The 20,466-nt window shown below is 69.0% G+C and carries 23 protein-coding genes and 2 pseudogenes; 12 read left to right on the top strand and 13 right to left on the bottom strand.

Annotated features, from left to right (window positions below):
• Nucleotides 1-17 precede the first annotated feature (17 nt).
• From PV419_RS26140 to PV419_RS53370, 3 genes are all read right to left on the bottom strand, one after another.
• Nucleotides 18-842, bottom strand: a complete 825-nt coding sequence (locus PV419_RS26140; protein WP_319692775.1) for an ABC transporter ATP-binding protein — start codon at nucleotides 840-842, stop codon at nucleotides 18-20.
• Nucleotides 815-1,624, bottom strand: coding sequence for an ABC transporter permease (locus tag PV419_RS26135; protein ID WP_319692774.1), 810 nt, complete (start codon nucleotides 1,622-1,624; stop codon nucleotides 815-817). The genes PV419_RS26140 and PV419_RS26135 overlap by 28 nt, the downstream gene beginning before the upstream one ends.
• Nucleotides 1,625-1,779: 155 nt before the next feature.
• Nucleotides 1,780-1,863: a putative leader peptide gene (locus PV419_RS53370; protein ID WP_415925387.1), complete on the bottom strand. Its 84-nt coding sequence runs from the start codon at nucleotides 1,861-1,863 to the stop codon at nucleotides 1,780-1,782.
• 101 nt (nucleotides 1,864-1,964) lie between these two features.
• On the opposite strand from PV419_RS53370, the gene PV419_RS26130 reads away from it, so the two are divergent.
• Nucleotides 1,965-2,387, top strand: coding sequence for a YjbQ family protein (locus PV419_RS26130; protein ID WP_319692772.1), 423 nt, complete (start codon nucleotides 1,965-1,967; stop codon nucleotides 2,385-2,387).
• 638 nt (nucleotides 2,388-3,025) lie between these two features.
• Here PV419_RS26130 and PV419_RS26125 read toward each other — a convergent pair.
• From PV419_RS26125 to PV419_RS26110, 4 genes and pseudogenes are all read right to left on the bottom strand, one after another.
• Nucleotides 3,026-3,457: a GNAT family N-acetyltransferase gene (locus PV419_RS26125; protein ID WP_319692770.1), complete on the bottom strand. Its 432-nt coding sequence runs from the start codon at nucleotides 3,455-3,457 to the stop codon at nucleotides 3,026-3,028.
• Nucleotides 3,454-3,951, bottom strand: a complete 498-nt coding sequence (locus tag PV419_RS26120) for a YbaK/EbsC family protein (protein ID WP_319692768.1) — start codon at nucleotides 3,949-3,951, stop codon at nucleotides 3,454-3,456. Before PV419_RS26120 ends, PV419_RS26125 begins: the two co-directional genes overlap by 4 nt.
• Nucleotides 3,952-4,030: 79 nt before the next feature.
• Entirely contained in the window at nucleotides 4,031-4,360 is a 330-nt protein-coding gene (locus PV419_RS26115) for an NIPSNAP family protein (RefSeq protein WP_319692767.1), read from the bottom strand.
• Between the two features lie 84 nt (nucleotides 4,361-4,444).
• Nucleotides 4,445-4,794: pseudogene (locus PV419_RS26110) on the bottom strand (IS701 family transposase); the annotation flags it as partial.
• Between the two features lie 307 nt (nucleotides 4,795-5,101).
• On the opposite strand from PV419_RS26110, the gene PV419_RS26105 reads away from it, so the two are divergent.
• Complete coding sequence (locus tag PV419_RS26105; RefSeq protein ID WP_319692765.1) at nucleotides 5,102-5,797, top strand: carbonic anhydrase; 696 nt, start codon at nucleotides 5,102-5,104, stop codon at nucleotides 5,795-5,797.
• 165 nt (nucleotides 5,798-5,962) lie between these two features.
• Nucleotides 5,963-6,475: a permease gene (locus tag PV419_RS26100; protein WP_415925384.1), complete on the top strand. Its 513-nt coding sequence runs from the start codon at nucleotides 5,963-5,965 to the stop codon at nucleotides 6,473-6,475.
• A gap of 334 nt (nucleotides 6,476-6,809) precedes the next feature.
• On the opposite strand, the gene PV419_RS26095 is transcribed toward PV419_RS26100, so the two are convergent.
• Entirely contained in the window at nucleotides 6,810-7,037 is a 228-nt protein-coding gene (locus PV419_RS26095) for a hypothetical protein (RefSeq protein ID WP_319692763.1), read from the bottom strand.
• 44 nt (nucleotides 7,038-7,081) lie between these two features.
• Between PV419_RS26095 and PV419_RS26090 the strand changes: the two genes are divergently transcribed.
• Nucleotides 7,082-7,348: a hypothetical protein gene (locus PV419_RS26090; RefSeq protein WP_319692761.1), complete on the top strand. Its 267-nt coding sequence runs from the start codon at nucleotides 7,082-7,084 to the stop codon at nucleotides 7,346-7,348.
• Nucleotides 7,349-7,425: 77 nt separating this feature from the next.
• Here PV419_RS26090 and PV419_RS26085 read toward each other — a convergent pair whose 3' ends face one another.
• Nucleotides 7,426-7,818, bottom strand: coding sequence for an SCO5389 family protein (locus PV419_RS26085; RefSeq protein WP_319692759.1), 393 nt, complete (start codon nucleotides 7,816-7,818; stop codon nucleotides 7,426-7,428).
• A 49-nt stretch (nucleotides 7,819-7,867) separates the two neighbouring features.
• Nucleotides 7,868-8,857 (bottom strand): ATP-binding protein, encoded by a 990-nt coding sequence (locus PV419_RS26080; RefSeq protein WP_319692757.1) that lies wholly within the window; start codon nucleotides 8,855-8,857, stop codon nucleotides 7,868-7,870.
• 190 nt (nucleotides 8,858-9,047) lie between these two features.
• On the opposite strand from PV419_RS26080, the gene PV419_RS26075 reads away from it, so the two are divergent.
• The 3 genes from PV419_RS26075 (at nucleotide 9,048) to PV419_RS26065 (ending at nucleotide 12,420) form a co-directional block, all read left to right on the top strand.
• The gene (locus PV419_RS26075; protein WP_319692756.1) at nucleotides 9,048-9,275 is read left to right on the top strand and encodes a metal ABC transporter solute-binding protein, Zn/Mn family; all 228 of its coding nucleotides are present in this window, start codon (nucleotides 9,048-9,050) and stop codon (nucleotides 9,273-9,275) included.
• 1,286 nt (nucleotides 9,276-10,561) lie between these two features.
• Nucleotides 10,562-10,765 (top strand): cold-shock protein, encoded by a 204-nt coding sequence (locus tag PV419_RS26070; protein WP_311699250.1) that lies wholly within the window; start codon nucleotides 10,562-10,564, stop codon nucleotides 10,763-10,765.
• 170 nt (nucleotides 10,766-10,935) lie between these two features.
• Nucleotides 10,936-12,420: a DEAD/DEAH box helicase gene (locus PV419_RS26065; RefSeq protein ID WP_319692754.1), complete on the top strand. Its 1,485-nt coding sequence runs from the start codon at nucleotides 10,936-10,938 to the stop codon at nucleotides 12,418-12,420.
• Nucleotides 12,421-12,455: 35 nt separating this feature from the next.
• Here the strand turns inward: PV419_RS26065 and PV419_RS26060 are convergent.
• Nucleotides 12,456-12,602: pseudogene (locus PV419_RS26060) on the bottom strand (SAM-dependent methyltransferase); the annotation flags it as partial.
• Nucleotides 12,603-13,291: 689 nt separating this feature from the next.
• Nucleotides 13,292-13,513 (bottom strand): hypothetical protein, encoded by a 222-nt coding sequence (locus PV419_RS26055; protein ID WP_319692753.1) that lies wholly within the window; start codon nucleotides 13,511-13,513, stop codon nucleotides 13,292-13,294.
• Nucleotides 13,514-13,731: 218 nt separating this feature from the next.
• Here PV419_RS26055 and PV419_RS26050 point away from each other — a divergent pair, with 218 nt between their 5' ends.
• From PV419_RS26050 to PV419_RS26040, 3 genes are all read left to right on the top strand, one after another.
• Entirely contained in the window at nucleotides 13,732-14,748 is a 1,017-nt protein-coding gene (locus PV419_RS26050; RefSeq protein ID WP_319692751.1) for a DNA-directed RNA polymerase subunit alpha, read from the top strand.
• 511 nt (nucleotides 14,749-15,259) lie between these two features.
• The gene (locus PV419_RS26045; RefSeq protein WP_319692750.1) at nucleotides 15,260-16,003 is read left to right on the top strand and encodes an IS3 family transposase; all 744 of its coding nucleotides are present in this window, start codon (nucleotides 15,260-15,262) and stop codon (nucleotides 16,001-16,003) included.
• 59 nt (nucleotides 16,004-16,062) lie between these two features.
• On the top strand, nucleotides 16,063-17,118 hold the full coding sequence (locus tag PV419_RS26040; protein WP_319692748.1) for a LacI family DNA-binding transcriptional regulator: 1,056 nt from the start codon (nucleotides 16,063-16,065) through the stop codon (nucleotides 17,116-17,118).
• 391 nt (nucleotides 17,119-17,509) lie between these two features.
• On the opposite strand, the gene PV419_RS26035 is transcribed toward PV419_RS26040, so the two are convergent.
• A complete protein-coding gene (locus PV419_RS26035) occupies nucleotides 17,510-17,887 on the bottom strand; it encodes a DUF2255 family protein (protein ID WP_319692747.1) in 378 nt (125 codons plus the stop codon).
• 297 nt (nucleotides 17,888-18,184) lie between these two features.
• On the opposite strand from PV419_RS26035, the gene PV419_RS26030 reads away from it, so the two are divergent.
• Entirely contained in the window at nucleotides 18,185-18,994 is an 810-nt protein-coding gene (locus PV419_RS26030) for an SDR family NAD(P)-dependent oxidoreductase (RefSeq protein WP_319692745.1), read from the top strand.
• A 90-nt stretch (nucleotides 18,995-19,084) separates the two neighbouring features.
• Nucleotides 19,085-20,452 carry an MFS transporter gene (locus PV419_RS26025; RefSeq protein WP_319692743.1) on the top strand — a complete coding sequence of 456 codons (1,368 nt, stop codon included), beginning with the start codon at nucleotides 19,085-19,087 and terminating at the stop codon, nucleotides 20,450-20,452.
• Nucleotides 20,453-20,466: the final 14 nt, after the last annotated feature.

Raw genomic sequence — 20,466 nt, 5'->3', positions numbered from 1 at the left:
TGATGCTTGAGGGAGTGTCATGCGGCCTTGCCGGGCGATGCCGCGGGTGCCGCCACGCCCAGGCGGTCCAGGAGTTCGGTGCGCAGCTCCGCGAAGCGCGGATCGGCGATGTCGCGCGGCCGGTCCAGGCCGAGCCGCCGCTCGTACGCGATCACGCCGTGGTCCATCACCAGCACCCGGTCGGCGAGCAGCAGCGCCTCCTCGACGTCGTGTGTCACCAGCAGCACCGCGCAGCCGCGCCGCTGCCACAGCTCACCGACCAGCTGCTGGGCCTTGATACGGGTGAGCGCGTCCAGGGCGCCGAACGGCTCGTCGAGCAGCAGCAGATCGGGCTCGCGCACCAGCGCGCGGGCGAGCGAGGCGCGCTGGGCCTCGCCGCCGGACAGCGTCTTCGGCCAGGCGTTCGACCGGTGGTCGAGCCCGACCTCCGCCAGCGCCCGCTCGGCGACCGCCCGCCCGGGGCGGCCGGGCAGCCCCAGCAGCACATTGCGCCAGACCCGCTTCCACGGCATCAGGCGCGGCGCCTGGAAAGCGACCGCCTTGGCGCGCGGCACCAACACCTCACCCTCGATCTCCCGGTCGAGCCCGGCGAGGATGCGCAGCAGGGTGGACTTGCCGCAGCCGCTGTGGCCCAGCAGGGCGACGAACTCGCCGGGACGTACGGTCAGTTCCAGCCGGTCGATCACCGCGCGGCCGTCGAAGGCGCGGGTCAGCCCGTGGACCCGTACGGCGGCGGGGCCGGCGGGGACGTCGGCAGGGCCATCGGCGGGGATCTCGGTGGGGACCTTGGCGAGCAGATCCCTCTCGACCGGCCCTATTTGCCCGTGAAGCTCGGTCGCCATTGCAGCAGCAGCCTCTCAAGAGTACGGACGATGAAATCGGCGAGCAGGCCGAGCGCGGCGTAGACGATCAGGCAGACCACGATCACATCGGTCTGGAAGAACTCCCGTGCCCGGTTGAGCAGAAAGCCGATCCCGTCGTCGGCGTTGATCGTCTCGCCGAAGACCAGCGCCAGCCAGGCGGTGGCGAGCGAATACCGCAGCCCGGTCATCGCCCCCGGCAGGGCCCCGGGCAGCACCACATGGCGGACCAGCCCCCAGCGGCCGAGCCCGAGCGAGGTCCCGGCCTCGATCAGCTGAGCGTCGACCCCCCGGATGCCCGCGTAGACGTTCAAGTACAGATGGAAGGTCACACCGAGCGCGATCAGCGCGATCTTCGGTGCCTCGCCGATGCCCAGCCAGATGATGAACAGGGGGATCATTCCGACCCAGGGAATGGTGCGCAGCATCTGCACCGTCGCGTCGACCAGGTCCTCGCCCAGCCGGGACAGCCCCGAGACGAGGGCGAGCGACACCCCGGCCACCGCGCCGATCAGCAGCCCGACCAGCACCCGCTGCACCGACACCAGCATGGCGTGCGGCAGGGTGCCGTCCCCGATCAGGCCGGAGGCGGTACGGGCGATGGTGCCGGGGGAGGCGAGGGTGTCGGGGGACAGCACGCCGGTGGCGCTGCACACCTGCCAGGCGGCGAGCAGGACGAGGGGCCCGGTCGTACGGCGCAGCCACCGGGGCACGGAGCGGCGGCGCGCGGACAGCGGAACGACCGGTTCGAGAACCGGGGACATGGAGGCTCCACAAAGGGGGTACGCCTCGCCCCCGCCCATACGGCGCGGCGCACGGGCTGGGTGAGGCGAAAAGGAAAGGTGAGGGGAAGGGAGAAGCGGAGTGAGCGGTAAGACGTGTCGGCGCAGGCGTGTTTACGCGTGAAGCCGTGAGGGGATCAGCGGCCGCCGGGACACGCGGCGGAGGCCACCCGCAGCAGGTCGATGTGACCGCGCGTGGTGAGCAGGGCTGACGTAGACATGTCCTCGAACGTAGCGAGGGCGTCCGGATCCGGTCAATGGTGTCTTGCCACTCGGACCTTTGTTGCGGCGGTTTTACGGGCGGACGTACGAGGATGGAGCCATGACCCAGACCTTTCGCACCCACATCCTCCGGATCACGACGGGCTCCACCGAGACGGTCGCCGACCTCACGGCCGACTGCGAGGCCTATCTGAGGGAGGTGAGCCACGGCCGGGACGGGCTGCTCAATGTCTTCGTCCCCCATGCGACCGCCGGTATCGCGATCCTGGAGACGGGCGCGGGCAGCGACATCGACCTGCTCGCCGCGCTGCGCGACCTGCTGCCCGCCGACGACCGCTGGCGCCACCGCCACGGCAGCCCCGGCCACGGCCGCGACCATGTGCTCCCCGCGCTCGTGCCACCGCATGCGACGCTCCCGGTCATCGGCGGCCGGATGGCGCTCGGCACCTGGCAGTCCGTGTGCCTCGTCGATACAAACACGAGCAACACCGATCGTCAGGTCCGACTGTCGTTCCTCGGGTAGTTCCGCGACAGCCGTGACTGTCGGAGTGATCTCGGGCCGCGCCAAGCGAGGAAACGTGCCCGGCTCAGGTCAGGGCCGCGTGAGCCGTTCCTTCGTGGCGAAGGCGCAGCAGGGTGGCTCCCGCCGCCGGGGGTTCGAACGGTTGCGGATGAACTGGCTGGCGAAGTCGAGGCCTCACTGAAACGCTCTCCGAAACGATCTGGGGCAGTCGCCTTGCTCAGGTGCGGCTCGGCGGCAGATTGTGCCGGCTGACGGCCAGGTTGGTCTGCCTCGCTGATGTGCTCGGTGTCGGCCTGCTGCTCATCGCGCGAAGCCCTGAGGTTCGCCGCGGGGTGAGCAGATCCCCTTGATGGAGGCGCTCGCAGGAGGCGAACAGGCGGCGAGACTGCCGAGGTGGACTTCGGTCCTGGGATGCGGCAGGTGAGGAAGTCCTCCAGGCACCTGGAGCTAACGCCCGCGCGGAGGACGCGCTGCTCGACCGGGGCATCGGCTCGTAGAGCTTGGGTAGGGCCATCTTGCTTCAACGGCCGGTCGACCTCTGCTGGACCGCTCGGTAGCCAGTCGATGGACGGCTGACTGGCCGAAGTCTGCCGGAACTAGGTACTCCAGGCCCGTCCGGTCCGGCCGTGGTTTCCCGATCAGGTGGTGGACCACTTGAGATAGGCGGCGGTCTCGTGGAACCCGAGACCGCGATAGAAATCCGCTGCCCTGCGGGTCGGCACGGTCACCTCGACGTCCTTTGCCTCCCGGGCCCTTGCCTGCGCGGCCCGGATCAGTGCGGTACCCGTACCGCGGCCACGCACGGGCGCGTCCACGGTGAGTTCCAGCAGTTCGAGGATCGTTCCGCCTGCGAAAAGGGTGGGCATACGTAGCGCGAGGAGGTACCCGACCACGCGCGAGTCCTGCTCGGCGATCAGGAACTCGGCTCTGCCGTCTGCGGCGGTTTCGATGATCCGGGGGAACGTGACGTCGTCGAAGACCGTGCGGTCGGGCCGGTAGCTCGTCACGAATCCGCTCAGCAGATGATAGACGTCATCGGCGTCCGAGGGTGCGGCGTCGCGGATGGTCATGTCGGCTCCTCCGCCGGGAGGCAAGCGATTGGCGCCGTAGCGGCTGTCGGGACGGCGGCCATGAGCTCCGCCGCCTCGATCTCGATGCTGCTGTCGGGCCGGCCGCTGCCGCAGTGCACACGTCCCAGGCCTCTGACGGACTCGTCGAACACCACCACCGCAGCCGGGTCTGCGGACACGGGGCACACCCCGCCCGGCTGCATCCCTGCCCGCGCCAGCCGCCCGGCGTCGGCGGGGGACAAGTCGCCCCGCCGGATCCCGGCTGCGCGGGCGAGGGCGCCGTACTGCAGCCGTGCATGGCCAGGCAGTGCAGCCAGCAGGAGACGGTCCTCGGGGGTGACGAACGCCAAGGTCTTGACGGTTCGCTCCAGCGGAACGCCCAACGCGGCGCACACATCCAAGGGGCTGATCACGTCAGGGTGCTCATGCAGCCGGAAGGACGCATCAAGCGCCGCGAGGACCTCCGGCGGGCCAATGGGTACGGGAACGGTCACCTCGCCAAGATTACCGTGCAGGGAACGAGAGTTGATCGCTGTTTGCGGAGCAGAAGTCGGCCACGCGGCTCAACCGGGGTTATGAGGTCTCAAGACCGCCTGACGGTTGCATTGCCGGGCGGAGGAAAGTCCGGTCGAAGCGGCGGATGCAGCGGGTCTCCGTGCTCAACTGCCAGAGCTGCTGAGCCTCCGGATCCTGCCGGATGGCAGCACGGTAGTCCTCGTAGGCAGCCAAGCTGGGAAAAGAGAACAGGGCGTAGGCGATGTCGTTGGCTCCTTCGTGCGGCAAGAAGCAGCCGTGGTGCGTGCCGCCGAAGCGGGTGACGATCGGGATCCACCCCGTCACGTAGTTCTCGAACGCGACAGTCTGGCTGGGGTCGATCTCGTAGCGCAGATGACAAGTGATCACGTGAATATTCTCCCTGGTCTGGTGGGTGCCCGGTCCGGATCGAGCGTTGCGTGCCTCGGCGGCGGACTGGCCGAGATGCGGTCTTCATGGGTGGAGGGCCACCTGGCGCTGGTAGTGGCTTGCACGGGCGCGGGCTTGGTGGCGACGGCGCCAGATCGACCAGTGCAGCCGGTGCGCCGCGTCGAGGACAGGCCGGACAACGAGTGTCGTGAAAAGGTGCTGGATCTCGTTGCGGGTCAGCGGGATCAGGCCGTCCGGGGCTGGTCCTGAGCGCGTTCGGCGGCAGCGGCCGCGGCGAGGAAGGCGTGGGCGAGCATCGCGAGGGTGACCCATCGGTGCCAGGACGTTCAGCGTCTGACCTGGTGCCCGTCCAGTCCGGCCGGGCCCTTGCCGGACTGGAAGGTCTCCTCGACCGTCCATCTGCGGCCGGCCACCCCACCGGCCTCCGCCGGGCCCACTACCGCGCCTGCCCAAGGTCCGCCTCCAGCACGCCATCTCCGCCACGCCGTCAACATCATCCGCCCCGACGCCCACTGGAACCCAACTCACAGCCCAAATCCCGAATTAAGCAGCAGAGTCGAAGATCATCACTTGTTATGCTCTGTAGCGGCCCGCGTATCACTCAATCAGCACTGGGAGAAATCGGCCGCGCGCCGGTTCTCAGAAGGCAGGGCATGAGAAATGAACGAGTCGACGGTTTCTCGGAGAAATGTCCTTCGTCAGGTCGGCGCGGGCGTCGGCGTGACCCTCGCCGGGTCGGCGCTGGCGGCCTGCTCCGCCAACGCCGCGCCCAAGGCGCAGGCCACGGCCAAGTCCGCCGCCCACGACAGCACGAGTCTTCGGCCCGCGGGTGACCCGCTCACCCTCCTCAAGGAGGGCAACAAGCGGTTCGTGTCCGGAACGATGCAGCACCCGAACCAGGACGCCGCCCGCATCAAGGCGGTGGCCGCCGGCCAGGACCCGGCCGCCGTGGTGTTCTGCTGCGTCGATTCCCGCATATCCCCGGTTATTGTCTTCGACCGCGGGCTCGGCGACCTCTTCGAGATCCGGGTCGCCGCCCAGGACTACGACAGCCTTATCGAGGGCAGTGTCGAGTACGGGCCGTTCGCCGAGAACACTCCGCTCATCGTGGTGATGGGCCACCAGCACTGCGGCGCCGTGACCGCCACGGTCAACGCGCTGGAGGACAACAAGATGCCGACGGCCAACATCGACAAGATCATCGCGGCCACCAAGCCCGCCTACGAGGCCGCCAAGGCCGCCAGCCCCAAGGCGGACCGGACGGCCCTGATCGACGCCACGGTACGGCAGCAGACCAAGCTCACCGTTGCCGCACTCAATGCCGACCCCATACTCAAGCCCAAGGTCGCCAACAAGTCCCTCACCATCGCGGGTGCCTACTTCTCCCTCGACACCGGCGAGGTCAGCTGGACCTGATGAGACATCAGAGGCCGTCAGGCGCTGCTTGGTTCCGGGCGGAGCGGGAACAATGGGCAGTCCGCTGTCGGCACTGCCCGGCTTACCGTCACCCTGCGGGGCCCCGACCGGCCCGACGGCGTCGGCGGGCTGCGGTCGGCCGCGCATATCACCTCACTCTCGCTGGTGGCGGGCGCTCCGGTGGTGGTGCTCGGCGGTGTCGCCATCGTGCTGGGGCCGGAGATCACGGCGGGGCTCGACCACCGTGCGGTGGCGGCCTGGCGGACGGTGTTCACCGCGATCGTCGTCCAAGGAATACCGTTTTTGTTGCTCGGCACCCTGGTGTCGACCGCGATCAGCGCGTTCGTGCCGGCCTGGGTCTTCACCCGGGTGCTTCCGCGCAACCCGGCACTCGCCGTACCCGTGGCGGGCGCCGCCGGGGCGGTGCTGCCGGGCTGTGAATGCGCTTCGGTGCCGGTGGCCGGCAGTTTGATGCGGCGTGGGGTGACCCCGGCGGCGGCGCTGGCCTTCCTGTTGTCGGCGCCCGCCATCAATCCGATCGTGCTGATGGCGACGTATGTGGCCTTCCCCGACAACCCCCAGATGGTCGCGGCCCGTCTCGTCGCATCGCTGCTGACATCCGTCGTCATGGGCTGCCTGTGGCTCCGGCTGGGGCGGGAGGAGTGGCTGCGCCTCTGATCGCCCTGCAGTCCGGCACCTTCGGGCGAGCTTTCGCGCTGCGCTTCTCGTCGGCTACCCGGGTCACGGCGGTGCTGTGCAGCGCACTGGTGGGGTGGTGGCTGCTGTGCAGCACAATGTCCAGGTGTTGCTGCTGTTGTTCCTCGGCGTCGGTCTGCTGCACATCTCCCTGCTGACCGACTTGTATCTGCGCTATGTGAGCGCCGGTCTGCGGCCCGCCCTCATCGCTTCGGGTGTCCTGCTGGTCGTGCTCGGCGCGGTCGGAGCCGTCCGCGACGGCTTCCCCTTCGACCGCCCGCGCGCACCACGGTCAGGGTCACGACCACGGCCACGATCACTCCGAGGGGCCGCGGATCGCCTGGCTGCTGTATGTACCGGCCCTGACCATCCTGTTTCTGGCGCCGCCCGCCCTCGGCTCGTACACCGCCTCCCGTGACGACGCCAAGGCCCCGAAGGCTCCGCATGCCTCCGCCTCCGGCGAGAGCCTCTTCCCCGAGCTGCCCGGCAGGGGAGTTGTCGCGATGTCGCTGAACGACTTCAGCTCCCGTGCGGTCTGGGACACCAGCGGCACGCTGAGGGGCCGCACCGTCCCGGCTCACCGGATTCGTGACCCCCGGACGCCGTGGCACCTGGTACGTCAGCCGCCTCGTCATCAGCTGCTGCGCCGCCGACGCCCAGGTGCGCAAGGTGCGGGTGCATGGCGCCGAGGCGCTGCCCGCCGGCGCCTGGGTGACGGTCACCGGGACCTGGCACCCCATGGGGAAGGTCGGCACGGACGACGCGAGTCCGGCCCTGGATGCCACCGCGGTCCGGCGCGTCCCCGCGCCCAAGGATCCCTACAACGATGTGGTGGCCACCGGGGCCGGTCGCTGAGGCCTGGCCCCCTACGCCGACCCCAGGCCGCCTGCTCCGGCCTGGGGCTTCGTGTTCGGCGGGGTGAGCGCGGGAAGTCAGCAGTCGCGGAACTCAGGCGACTGGTTGAGGATCTGGGAGCGGGTGGAGGTGAACTTGCCGTAGGTCGCGCCTGCTTCGGTGCCGGGCCGGAAGACGGCCACCCGGTGGCAGTTCATGAAGGCCAGCGTGACGCCGAAGTGACGTTCCAGGCTGCCGCGGATGGCATTGCTGGCCAGCGCGCGCAGCAACTGCCCGCGTTCGGCCTCCGACGGGGGAGGGGTCTGGTTGTCGGCGAACTCGGCGTCACCTTCGCGGAGCCTGTCCGCCAGACCGGCGATGAGGTGGTAGGCGTACGGCAGCGATTCGCGGACGGTGGCGACGAAGTCCTGCTCACTGATCTCGCCCTGTTCGGCCTGGGCGAGGAGTTCCGGTGCGACGTTGAGCGACATGGCGGGGCGGTGTCCAATCGGTCGGTTACGGGTGATGAGGCGGTGGTGTTCAGCCGACGGCCGCGGCGTCGGCCCTCGGCTCAAAGTTCGCGGGCAGTGCGGCCCGCCCGTGCCGGAAGTCCGGGTCGACCTGGGTGCTCAGGTCCTGGCCGGTGGAGTGGTTCGCCCAGGCATGGGCGTTGCGCAGATGGAACTCGATCGCCTGTCGCTGGAAGGTCTCCCAGTCCTTGGTGCGGGAGTCCACGGCGGTCCGCAGTTCTTCGAGCGCCAGGCGGTGTTCGGGCTCGAGGTCACCGGTGTGGCGGCCCTGTTCGCGGGAGCGGACCCAGCCGGAGTGGCCGAAGCAGGCCAGCAGGTCCTCGCCGATGTGCTCCTTGAGAAACAGCCGGTCGTCCTCGCTGGTCACCTTGTTGCCGACCACGGCGAGGGGCACGCCGAACTCGGCGGCGTGGTCCTTGTACTGGCGGTAGACGGATACGCCCTTGCGGGTGGGCTCGGCGACCAGGAAGGTCATGTCGAAGCGGGTGAAGAGCCCGGAGGCAAAGGAGTCGGCCCCGGCGGTCATGTCGACGACGACGTACTCCCCGGGGTCGTCCACCAGATGGTTCAGATACAGCTCGACGGCGCCGAGCTTGGAGTGATAGCACGCCACGCCGAGGTCCGCCTCGGTGAACACGCCGGTGGTCATCAGCCCGACTCCGGCGATGTCCCGGACGTGGCGGGCGTGCACCGGATCGGTGTCGAGCAGGCGCAGCAGCCGGGAGCCGCTCCCCGGCGGGGTGGTCTTGACCATGGCGTCGACGGAGGCGATACGGGGGTTGTCGCCGCGCAGATACTCCTTGATCTCGGTGAGGTGTGTGCTGAGCGGGACGACCTCGCGCAGCTCGTCCTCGCCCAGCCCCAGGGCGGCGCCCAGATGCTGGTTGATGTCGGCGTCGATGGCGACGACGGGGGCGCCCGAGCGGGCCAGATGCCGGGCGAAGAGGCCGGAAAGCGTGGTCTTGCCGCTCCCGCCCTTGCCGACGAACGCGGTGCGCATGGCCGCGCATCACCTCCAGGTGAATGTGAATGTCATGTTCGATCACGAACACTTGCCTGGATGTGACATTCCTGTCAAGTTGCGGTCGCCGCAGGGGGGATGGGGGCCGAGCGGCGCTGTTCGCTTGATGGCGCGAGGGTCAAGTTCTGGCAATAGTTCTCATCAGTGGACACTCTGGGGGATCCAGGTCGTGGCGGCGGAGAATTTCTGGGGCGGTATCGCCCAGCAACTGGGCGGCAGGCACGTGCACGTCGAGAGCGTCATCGACAACCCCGCCGCCGACCCCCACGACCACGAGCCGACCGCCGCCGACGGCCGGGCCGTCGCCACCGCCCGGTACACGATCGTCAACGGCATCCGTTACGACGCACGCCTGGGCGGCGGCGGACAAGCTGCTGTCGGCCAATCCGGGCAGTGACCGAACCGAGCTGAAGATCGGTGACCTGGTCGGCGTCAAGCCGGGCGGCAACCCCCACCGCTGGTACGACCCGGTCGACGTCCGCAAGGTGATCGACAAGATCGACGCCGACTACAAGAAGATCGAGGCTGGTGTCCGGCATCAAGTCCACGTACGCGGGGACGCCGATCGGTGCGTCCGAGTCCATCATCACCCCGCTCGCGCAGGGCCTCGGCTTGAAGATGCTCACCCCCGAGTCCTTTCTCGACGCGATCGGGTCCGCCAGTTGGAGGGCATCCAGAAGGCCCTCGGCGGGGCCGCGGACACGAAGTAACGGCATCGGTAGTCAGGAAGTCGCCGAAAGGCGAGAACATGACCGACATCGCGGGTGAAGTAGACGACAGGTTGTGTGGCGACCACACGGGCCAGCAGTTGAATCGTCTGCCGTCGCGTTGCCGAGCGGGAGCCTGCTTCGGCTGATGCGCCAGGCTCGCACATCAGATTTGCCGGCCACGCCCCGTCGGGATGGCCGCCGCCGACACACGCACAGTTGGTCGCCGAGAGGGGCGAGGTCGTCCACATGCAGGGTGTCCTCGGCCGCCAGTTCGAGCAGCTCGCCCAGCCCGTCACGCACAGCCGTCTTGTCGAACCGCGGCCCGGGTGTCGGCATGGGGTCGGGATCGAGGATGCCGAGCGAGACCTCGGATCCGGCGTATGGTCCCCAGAATCCCCATGAGTTGCGTACGCGCCCATCCTCGCCGGGTATCTCGGCCTGGGCCTGTGGATGATGCGCGAAGGATACGGCCGCCAGCGCCACTTCTGCGCGGCGCAGCAGAGCCTGGGCGACCGGGGCTGTCAGTCCGTTCGCGTCGGCGTGTGCCGCGACCAGCCCGTGCAGAGCGTAGTATCGAGGTGATCCGAGCCGAGAGGCACGATTGACTTTCCTCGGCTGACGAAAGGGTCGTGGAGGCCAGGTGCTCCTCGCTGGAGTGGGCGAGTTCTCCTTGGTCGCGCCTTGCCTAATCTGAAAGTTCACCGTGTATTCGAGTTGGCGCCGGCTGATGTGCTGATCCGGTGCCCTCGTGAGGCCGAGCCCTTGCATCACGGGTGAAACTCAGTGCAGATGTGCGTATCGTGCTAAACTCACTGGCAGTTGCAGTTGTGGTTCCCGAAACTTCAAGTGCCTGGGCGGCCGTATGTCGTCGGGCATTTTTGTATCTCCGGTGCTTATCCGGACGGGGTTCATTGTGGCAACGCAGGGGTTCACACGGTGTGGGCCCGCGGGCACTGCCCCAAGGGGATATGAAATGGCTACTGGCACCGTAAAGTGGTTCAACGCGGAAAAGGGTTTCGGCTTCATCGAGCAGGACGGCGGCGGCCCGGACGTCTTCGCCCACTACTCGAACATCGCCACCCAGGGCTACCGTGAGCTCCAGGAAGGCCAGAAGGTGAACTTCGACATCACGCAGGGCCAGAAGGGTCCGCAGGCGGAGAACATCACTCCCGCCTGACGTCGAAGTGTATGAGATATCTGGGGCCCCGTCTTGCGGTGGGGTCCCAGATATCTGTTTTTGTATTCCGGTGGAATTCTTTTAGGCTCACATTCGGCTCGTTCTTGCAATTCATCCGGCTCGTTCTGTCGGGAATTCCTCGATGCGCGCCCTGTCGAGGAAGGTTCTCCATGAGCCGTTCAGCTCGCACGAATGACCGCTTCCGCCCACAGGGTCAGCGGCGCCCCGGCGCCAGTCCAGGCGACACCGGGCGCCGTCCCTCCGCGCCACAGGGGGAGTTCGCGCTGCCGGTCACCGTCACCCCGGCCCTGCCCGCGGCCGCAACCTTCCGTGAACTGGGCATGCCAGTCGAGTTGCTGAAGATGCTCACCAGTCTCGGCGTGAACGAGCCGTTCCCGATCCAGGCTGCCACGTTGCCGAACTCCCTCGCAGGGCGCGATGTCCTGGGCCGCGGGCGCACCGGATCGGGCAAGACGCTCGCCTTCGGCCTGGCGCTCCTCGTGCGCACGAGCGGGCAGCGTGCCGAGGCGCGGAAGCCGCTTGCCCTGATCCTCGTCCCCACGCGCGAGCTGGCCCAGCAGGTCACCGATGTGCTCACCCCGTACGCCCGGTCGCTGAAGCTGCGGCTGGCCACTGTGGTCGGCGGCATGTCGATCGGCAGGCAGGCCGGCGCACTGCGTGCAGGGGCCGAGGTGGTCGTCGCGACTCCTGGCCGCCTCGCGGATCTCATCGAGCGCAAAGACTGCCGCCTGGACCGGGTGAACATCACCGTCCTGGACGAGGCCGACCAGATGGCGGACATGGGTTTCATGCCGCAGGTCAGCGAACTGCTGGACCAGGTACGTCCCGACGGCCAGCGCATGCTGTTCTCGGCCACGCTGGACCGCAACATCGATCTCCTGGTCCGTCGTTACCTCCATGACCCGGTCGTCCATTCGGTCGACCCGTCGGCGGGCGCGGTCACCACGATGGAGCATCACTTGCTGCAGGTGCACGGCGCCGACAAGTACGCCACCGCCACCGAAATCGCTGCCCGCGACGGGCGCGTGATCATGTTCCTGGACACCAAGCACGCTGTCGACCAGTTCACCAAGCACCTGCTGAGCAGCGGCGTAAAGGCCGCGGCGCTGCACGGTGGCAAGTCGCAGCCGCAGCGCACCCGCACCCTGGCACAGTTCAAGACCGGTGACGTCACGGCGCTGGTGGCCACCAACGTCGCGGCTCGGGGCATCCACGTCGACGACCTCGACCTCGTCGTCAACGTCGACCCGCCCAACGACCACAAGGACTACCTGCACCGCGGTGGCCGAACTGCCCGCGCCGGCGAGTCCGGCAGTGTCGTCACGCTGGTCCTGCCCGGCCAGCGCCGGGACATGGCCCGTCTCATGTCCGATGCAGGCATCAGGCCGCAGATCACGCAGGTCCGCTCCGGCGAGGCTGAGCTGAGCCGCATCACCGGCGCCCAGGCTCCCTCCGGTGTCCCCGTTGCCGGCAGCGGGCCGGTCGCGGAGCGCCCGAAGCGTGGCGGTGCCCCTTTCCGCGGTCTCGGCACCCGCCCGGGGCGGGCCGGCGGCGGTGGCGAGTCTCGCCGGTCTGCTGAGGCCCGCCAGATGGCCGAGGCCCGCAAGGCTGCCCGGGTCCGTCGTGGCGCATAGGCCGGCAACAGTCTCCTCGTACGCTGTGTGATGACTCAGGCCGGCTTGCGCCACACGGAGATGTGCTTCGCGGAGTCCTGGGTGAACGGCGCCCCGTCCCAGTCCGCGACGCGCCGTTCCAGCTTGAGCCCCGCGATCCGTGCCATCGGGTCGAGGTCCGCCGGCCACGCGTACCGGTGGCGGCAGGCAGCGGGTCGCCGGGGACGGCAGTCGTGGACGCCTGCGTTCGGCGGCTACGGCCTGCTCAGTGCGGCCTGGCTGGCCGGTCCCCTGATCACCGGTCCGGCTGACCAGCGGGACTTAAGAAGCCCACGGCTCTGAACTGCTCAGATGCCGTGGGCTTCGTGCGTTGTTGGTTGGCGTCGGCTGGCCTTGGACGGCCAGGGGACGGCCCAGGAGCAACACGCTTTTCACCTGTGTTGATGTGGGGTGCTGGGCTGTGTGCAGGGGCGTTGACCTGCGTTCGTGGGCGGCTTGCCTACGGGAAGGGTCCGGCACACGGTCCCGGCTGAACGCCGTTGACCGTCGCTGAACGAGACGGGAATCGAGACGGCTGCGCTCCTCACCGCAGCACCGGAGACGGCCCCCGGCCAGCCCTCGAAACCATCGCGAGCGTGTGAGCTAAGCCGCCTTTGCTCGCGCCGCACGCGTGTTCGAGGCGGGCCCCTGTACCTCCTCGAGCAGGAAAGTTTCGTCTTCCCCGAAGTCCGGGGCTTGGAAGGGGTGAGTCGTCGGAGGCGGCGATGCTGCAGTGGAACAGCGGGTTTGCCCTTCCAGGGCGGAGAACAGCGACGTCGGATCGATGAGAGGTCTCCCTTTCGTTACAGGTCCCTGAGGGGGCCTGGTGGTGCCGTGACCGGGCACAGCGGTCCTACAGCTTGGTCATCTTGGCGTACGGGCTCAAGATCCGCATTTGCGTCGAGCCGAAATCCACGAGCGCCGCGATTCCATCCTCGATGCTGATCACCCGGCCGAGGCCGTACACGTCGTGTGTGACCTGGTCGCCCACGGCGAAGTGCTTGGGGGCGGGCGTGACCGGGGCCTTGAAGGGGCTGGTAGGCAAATGACGCTTCGGTGCAGCAGGCTTTGTCATTGCCCCCAGTGTGCGCCTACTGACTGCGTTGATGGTTGACTCTCAGGGGCAAGAGTAGTTGAACGCTGGACTCCACTCCACCCTGCGCTGAGTCTGCCGACCGGTCGGCAGACGGACGGGGTCGGGCGGTTCGGCCTCGTAGGAGACCGATCCACCCGTACCCTTCGTGGTGTCTACGGCGTCACATAGCGGGCGCCAAACACTGGAGGCAATACCTCGTGCTGATTGCTCAGCGTCCGTCACTGACCGAAGAGGTCGTCGACGAGTTCCGCTCCCGGTTCGTGATCGAGCCGCTGGAGCCGGGCTTCGGCTACACCCTCGGCAACTCCCTCCGCCGTACCCTCCTGTCGTCGATCCCCGGCGCTGCTGTCACCAGCATCCGGATCGACGGGGTCCTGCACGAGTTCACCACCGTGCCGGGCGTCAAGGAGGACGTCACCGACCTGATCCTCAACATCAAGCAGCTGGTCGTCTCCTCCGAGCACGACGAGCCGGTCGTGATGTACCTGCGCAAGCAAGGCCCGGGTCTCGTCACCGCCGCCGACATCGCGCCCCCGGCCGGTGTCGAGGTGCACAACCCCGACCTGGTCCTGGCCGCGCTGAACGGCAAGGGGAAGCTGGAGATGGAGCTGACGGTCGAGCGCGGCCGCGGTTACGTCTCCGCCGTCCAGAACAAGCAGGTGGGCCAGGAGATCGGCCGGATCCCGGTCGACTCCATCTACTCGCCGGTGCTCAAGGTCACGTACAAGGTCGAGGCCACCCGTGTCGAGCAGCGCACCGACTTCGACAAGCTGATCGTCCACGTGGAGACCAAGCAGGCCATGCGTCCGCGTGACGCCATGGCGTCTGCCGGTAAGACCCTGGTCGAGCTGTTCGGTCTGGCCCGTGAGCTGAACATCGACGCCGAGGGCATCGACATGGGCCCGTCCCCGACGGACGCCGCCCTGGCCGCCGACCTCGCGCTGCCCATCGAGGAGCTGGAGCTCACCGTCCGCTCCTACAACTGCCTCAAGCGTGAGGGCGTCCACTCGGTGGGTGAGCTCCTGGCGCGCTCAGAGGCGGATCTCCTCGACATCCGTAACTTCGGTGCGAAGTCGATCGACGAGGTCAAAGCGAAGCTGGCCGGCCTGGGCCTGGCCCTCAAGGACAGCCCGCCCGGATTCGACCCGACCGCCGCTGCCTTCGACGCGGACGATAACGGGAGCACGGGTTTCATGGAGACCGAGCAGTACTGAACACCGCGCCAGATCGTGGGGGAGCCAGGAGGCGGAGGAGCCAGCGATGAGCACCGGCCGACCGCACCCGGCTCCCCGAGGGCCCACCGGCGGAGATACAGATGCCCCAGCCGTCCGAGCCTGATCAGGATGGCGAAGGCGGCCCCAAACGATCTCCAGGAACCACTCAGGGGCCTGATCCACTCACTGGATCAGGCCCCTGACCTGGTACTGCACTGTCGGGAGTGGCGGGATTTGAACCCACGACCTCTTCGTCCCGAACGAAGAAGCCGTGGGCCGTGTCTCGCCCGCCCGGGTGGTCAGTGGCTCTCTCGCCGGGCAAGTGCGCCTCTACGCTGAGGGTTGCCTTAACGGAGTTTGGCGGATACAAACACGAGCAACACCAATCGTCAGGTCTGACTGTCGTTCCTCGGGTAGTTCCGCGACAGCCGTGACTGTCGGAGTGATCTCGGGCCGCGCCAAGCGAGGAAACGTGCCCGGCTCAGGTCAGGGCCGCGTGAGCCGTTCCTTCGTGGCGAAGGCGCAGCAGGGTGGCCCCCTGCCGCCGGGGATTCGAACGGTTGCGGATGAACTGGCTGGCGAAGTCGAGGCCTCACTGAAACGCTCTCACCTTCGGGACAAGGGCCTCGGGATCGGATTCACCTGCCGGGTGCTGGAACTGTCCGAGTCTGCTTACTGCGCCCGCAAGAAGCGGCCGAAGTCGGCCCGCCGGCTGCAGGACGAGCAGCTCATGCCGCTGATCGAGGAGATCCACACGGAATCGGGCGGTACCTACGGGCTCCGCCGGATCTCCCGGGCTCTGCGGTGCAAGGGTGTGGCGGTGGCCCGCGGCACGGTGGAGCGGCTGATGCGCGAGCTGGGCCTGGAAGGCGTCATCCGGGGCCAGCGGCGCCGTACCACGGTGCCCGAACCGTTGGCGCCCCGCCCGCCGGACCTGGTCGACCGGGACTTGGGCCGAGACGCCGGTGGGAACGGCGCTCGCGGGGACGACGATTGTGGTAACCGAGCGCTACGACTCCTGATCGGGTGTCCGGAAAGGGTGCCGGGCTGCCAGCGCGACGGACCAGCCGCGGCCGACTTGCTGCCCACCTCACAGGCGCTCCAGTCGCCGCGGTCATCCCGGCATGGGATGACCACGGCACCGGCGCTGGGTGCGCGTCGCGATCTGGTTAGCCTGGGGTTGTCTTTGCGGAGGTTGGCGGACACCAACACGGACAACCCCGACCGTCAGGTGCAGCTCAGCTTCCGGGGCTGATGAGGCTGGGCGAAGCAATGGTCGCGGACACGTACGGGGCGAAGAGAGCGGGGAGCGGGATGGCGGCAAAGGGGCGGGTCACGATCCGCGAGGTGGCGGAGCGGGCGGGTGTGTCCGTGGCCACGGTCTCGCGCGTGCTGAGCGGGAACTACCCGGTCCCGCCGGCGACCCGCACCCGGGTCATCCGCGCTGCGCGGGCCCTGGACTACGTCGCCAACGCCCACGCCCGCGCCCTGGTCGGCGGCGGCCGCAAGATGGTCGCGGTCGTGCTGCGCCAGGTCACCAGCCCCTTCTACGCGCAGGTGGCCGAGGGCGTGGAGGCGGAGGCGGCCGCGCGCGGCTGGCTGTGCCTGGTGGGCACCACGGGCGGCGATCCGCAGCGCGAGCTGGAGTTCGTACAGCTCATGCGGGAGGAGGGCGCCCGGCTGGTGATCCTGGTGGGCGGGGTCGTCGAGGACGACGCCTACCGCGAGCGCGTCGCCCACTACGCGCAGGCCCTTGACTCCTCCGGCGCCCGGCTGGTGCTGTGCGGACGGCCCGCGCCCGACCCGGACATCCCCGCGCTCGTCGTCGAGTTCGACAACGAGGCCGGGGCCCACGCCATCACCGGACATCTGCTCTCCGCGGGCCACCGCGGCATCGTCTTCCTCGGCGGTTTGCCCGGCAACACGGCTCTGGACGCACGCGTCGCCGGTTACCGGGCCGCCCTCGCCCAGCACGGCCTGCCGCCCGAGGCGGCGCACGTGGTCGACTGCGGCCTGGGCCGCGCCGCCGGACACCGCGCGATGACGGAACTCCTCAAAGACACGCACGAGTTCACCGCCGTGTTCGCCGGGGACGACATGGTCGCCGCCGGGGCCCTGCGCGCCATCGCCGATGCGGGCCTGCGCGTCCCCGACGACATCTCCGTCGTCGGTTACAACGACATCCCTCTTGCCGAGGACTTCAGCCCCCCGCTCACCACGGTCCGCACCCCCGCCGAGGAACTCGGCCGCGCCGCCGTGCGCATCGCCCTGCGCGACCTGGAACGCGCCGCAGGCGCCCACCACTTGCTCGGCACCCACATCGTCGTACGAGAAAGCGTCGCCGCACCCCCATCGGAGCACGTCCGCTGACGGCCGTCACGTGGCGGGGCGGTCTTGCCGGGGTTGTAGCCGCCGAGCAGCCGTCCCGGGCTGCTGAGGGTGAAGTCCACCCGCGCCTGATCGGTGGGCGCCCCTGGGAGCCCACGGCCTCGACATCCAGCACGACGACGTCCGTGCAGTCCGCCTTGAGCCCATCGGGCGGCACCTGGGGCGTGAGCCGCAGCGCGACGGCTTGGAGGGCCCCGACCGAGCGGCCTGCGTGCGGAGGCACATGTCACCTTCGCCCGCTCGGCCACGCCGGCCATGAGGTCTGGCGGCGGGATTCGCACCCGCGAGGATCGGCGCTCCAGAAGTACCCGCTAAGGGCGAGCGGGTTTCCCGCGGGGACGTGTTCAGGCTCTTCCGGTACAGCGGGGTTCGTTCAGCGCGGCAGGAGCTTGAGCGTCGTGGCGCGCGCCGTGTCGGCGACTATGGGCCTGACGTACGTTCCGCTGTAGCGGCTGTACTTGGAGCGGTACGCGGCGTCGACGCGGTCGTTGACGCCGGGGTCGGGTGCCTCGACGAGAGTGACGTCCTTGTCGACGCCGCCGGAGGTGATGTGGCCCGCGTGGCTGGCCCGGGCGGCGCGGTACCAGGAGCCGTCGCTGCCTCGATAGGAGCGGACGTAGAGGTCGTCGCCGTCGCGGACCACCCAGATCGGCACCGGTGTGCGCGGCGTGCCGTCGCGTGCGAGCGGCGCCATCTCCAGTTCGTCCGCCGCTTCGATTCTGCTGAGCTCGTCGCTCGTCCATGTCGTCATCGGCTCGTCTCCTTCGCGATCCGAGTCATGCGAGTGATGTGGACGGCGGCTGGTGTGGAACACGCCGCCGGCCACGCCGGAGCGGTGTGCGGGGACACTCTCCAGCAATACCGCGGTGGCCGGGGGATCGCCAGCGGGCCGCGTGCGCCGCGGGTCGGCGGCGGGCGCCGCTATGCCCGCGCGGCTCGCGAGGATATCTAGTACACAAGACTTGTATCCAAGAACTCCGTTCTCTAGTGTCCCAGCTCGAACGGCCTGGCTGACGCGGCCGGGCGCATCGACGAAGGGGACGAGAGAGTGGCAGACCTCAGCGGTCTCTGTATCGCGGTCACCGGTGCCGGGCGCGGCATCGGACGGTCGATCGCCCTGCGGCTCGCCTCGGTGGGCGCACACCTGGCCGTCATCGACCGCGATGCCTCCCGCGCGGAGGCGGTACGCGCCGAGGTGGCCGCTCTCGGCCGCCCGGCGCTAGCGGTACGGGGCGATGTGACACGCGCCGCCGACTGCGCCGAGATGGTCCAGCGCACCGCCGACGGCCTCGGGCGGCTCGACGTCATGGTCTGCAACGCGGGCATCGTGCAGGTCAAGCCCTTCCTGGAGATCACCGAGGAGGATTGGGACGCCACCTTCGCCGTCAACGTCAAGGGCGCGTTCCTGACCATGCAGGCCGCCGCGGCCCGGATGCGCGCCCAGGAGCCCCTGGCCGCCGCCCGCCCCCGTGGGAAGATCATCACGATGTCGTCGATCGCCGGACGGTACGGCGCAGGCCCGATGGCACCGCTCACCCCCCATTACCGCGCCAGCAAGGCGTCGGTCATCAGCCTCACCCAGACCGCGGCCTACGCGCTGGCCCCGGACATCACCGTCAACGCCATCTGCCCCGGGCTGGTCGAGACCGACATGTGGCGCCAGATCGACCAGGAGTGGGCCGCCGCCGAGGGCTGGAGCGCGGGGGAGGCGTGGAAGCGGCGCACCGCCGTCGTCCCGATGGGCCGACCGCAGACGCCGGACGACGTCGCGGGCCTCGCCCTCTACCTCTGCTCACCGGACTCCGACTACATGACCGGGCAGTCCGTCAACATCGACGGCGGACTGATCATGAACTGAGCCGCCCTCCCCAACCGGCCAGGACCCCCCACCCGGCCAGAACCCCCACCCCCGCCAGAACCCCTCATCCCCGCCAGATCGAGGAAGCACATGACACACGCACCAAGCGGGCCCCCCACCACGACGCTGGACGAGGCCGGGGAGCGGGCAGCCGTCTCGCACATCTCCTGGCGCATCCTGCCGCTCATCGCGGTCGGCTACGTCATCGCGTACATCGACCGCACCAACGTCGGCTTCGCCCAGCTGGGCATGGGCGAGGACCTGGGCATCAAGGCCGCGGCGTACGGCTTCGCCGCCTCGATCTTCTTCATCGCGTACTTCTTCTTCGAGGTGCCGAGCAACCTGCTGCTGCGCCGCTTCGGCGCCCGCGCCTGGCTCGCCCGCATCATGGCGACCTGGGGGATCATCACGGTCATCACCGGGTTCACCACCAACGTGCAGATGCTGTACGTGATGCGCTTTCTGCTCGGCGTCGCGGAAGCCGGTTTCTTCCCCGGCATCATCGTCTACCTGACCATGTGGTTCCGCTCCGGCGACCGGTCCGTGGCGCTCGGCTGGCTGGTGCTGGCCCAGCCGATCTCGTTCATCTGCGGCGGGCTCCTCGGCGGCCTGATCCTGGACCACACCGGCTGGTTGGGCCTGCCGGGCTGGCGCTGGCTGTTCATCCTGACCGGCGTACCGGCGATCCTGATGGCGGTCGTGACCTTCGTCTTCCTCCCCAACTCCCCGGCGACCGCGCGCTGGCTCGACCCCGCCCACCGCGACTGGCTGCACTCCTCCCTGGAGGCCGAGCAGGGCACCGGCCACGACGAGGGCGTACGGGCCCAGCTCGCCGCCCTGAAGAACCGCCGTGTGCTGCACCTGGCCGTGACCCATCTCGCGCTCGCCGTCGGCACCTACGGGTTCAACCTCTTCCTGCCGCTGATCATCAAGCAGATCAACCCCGACTACTCGGCCACGAACATCGGCTTCATCGCGGTCATCCCCTACATCTGCGCAGCCATCGGGCTGCTGGTCACCGCCCAGCTGTCGAAGCGGTCCCGCGAGCGCAAGTACCTGGTCGCGGTGCCGCTCGCCCTCGCGGCGGTGGGCCTCGCCGGGGTGATCGCGCTGCGCGACCACCCCGGTCCCGCGGTGGTCGCGCTCGCGGTGACCGGGGTCGGGGCCTTCGCCTGGCTCCCGCCGTTCTGGTCACTGACCACCGACAGCCTCTCCAGGACCCATGCCGCGGTCGGCATCGCCACCATCAACTCCATCGGCAACCTCGGCGGGTTCGTCGGCCCGTACATCGTCGGCAAGGAGACCGACGGCTCCACCGTCACCGCGGGCCTGCTGATCCCCGTCGTGTCCCTGGTCCTGTCGACCGTGCTGATCCTCCTGTGGCGCAGCCCGGCCCGGCAGCCGGGCGCCGAGACCGACCCGGCGCCGACGGCGGACGCACCCGCCGCCGCCCGCTGACGCACCCCGACCCC

The organism is Streptomyces sp. ME19-01-6 (genome assembly GCF_033793745.1).
Taxonomy (GTDB): Bacteria; Actinomycetota; Actinomycetes; order Streptomycetales; family Streptomycetaceae; genus Streptomyces.
The sequence above is the reverse complement of the archived record's forward strand: the minus strand, read 5'-3'. Positions and strand labels throughout refer to the sequence as shown.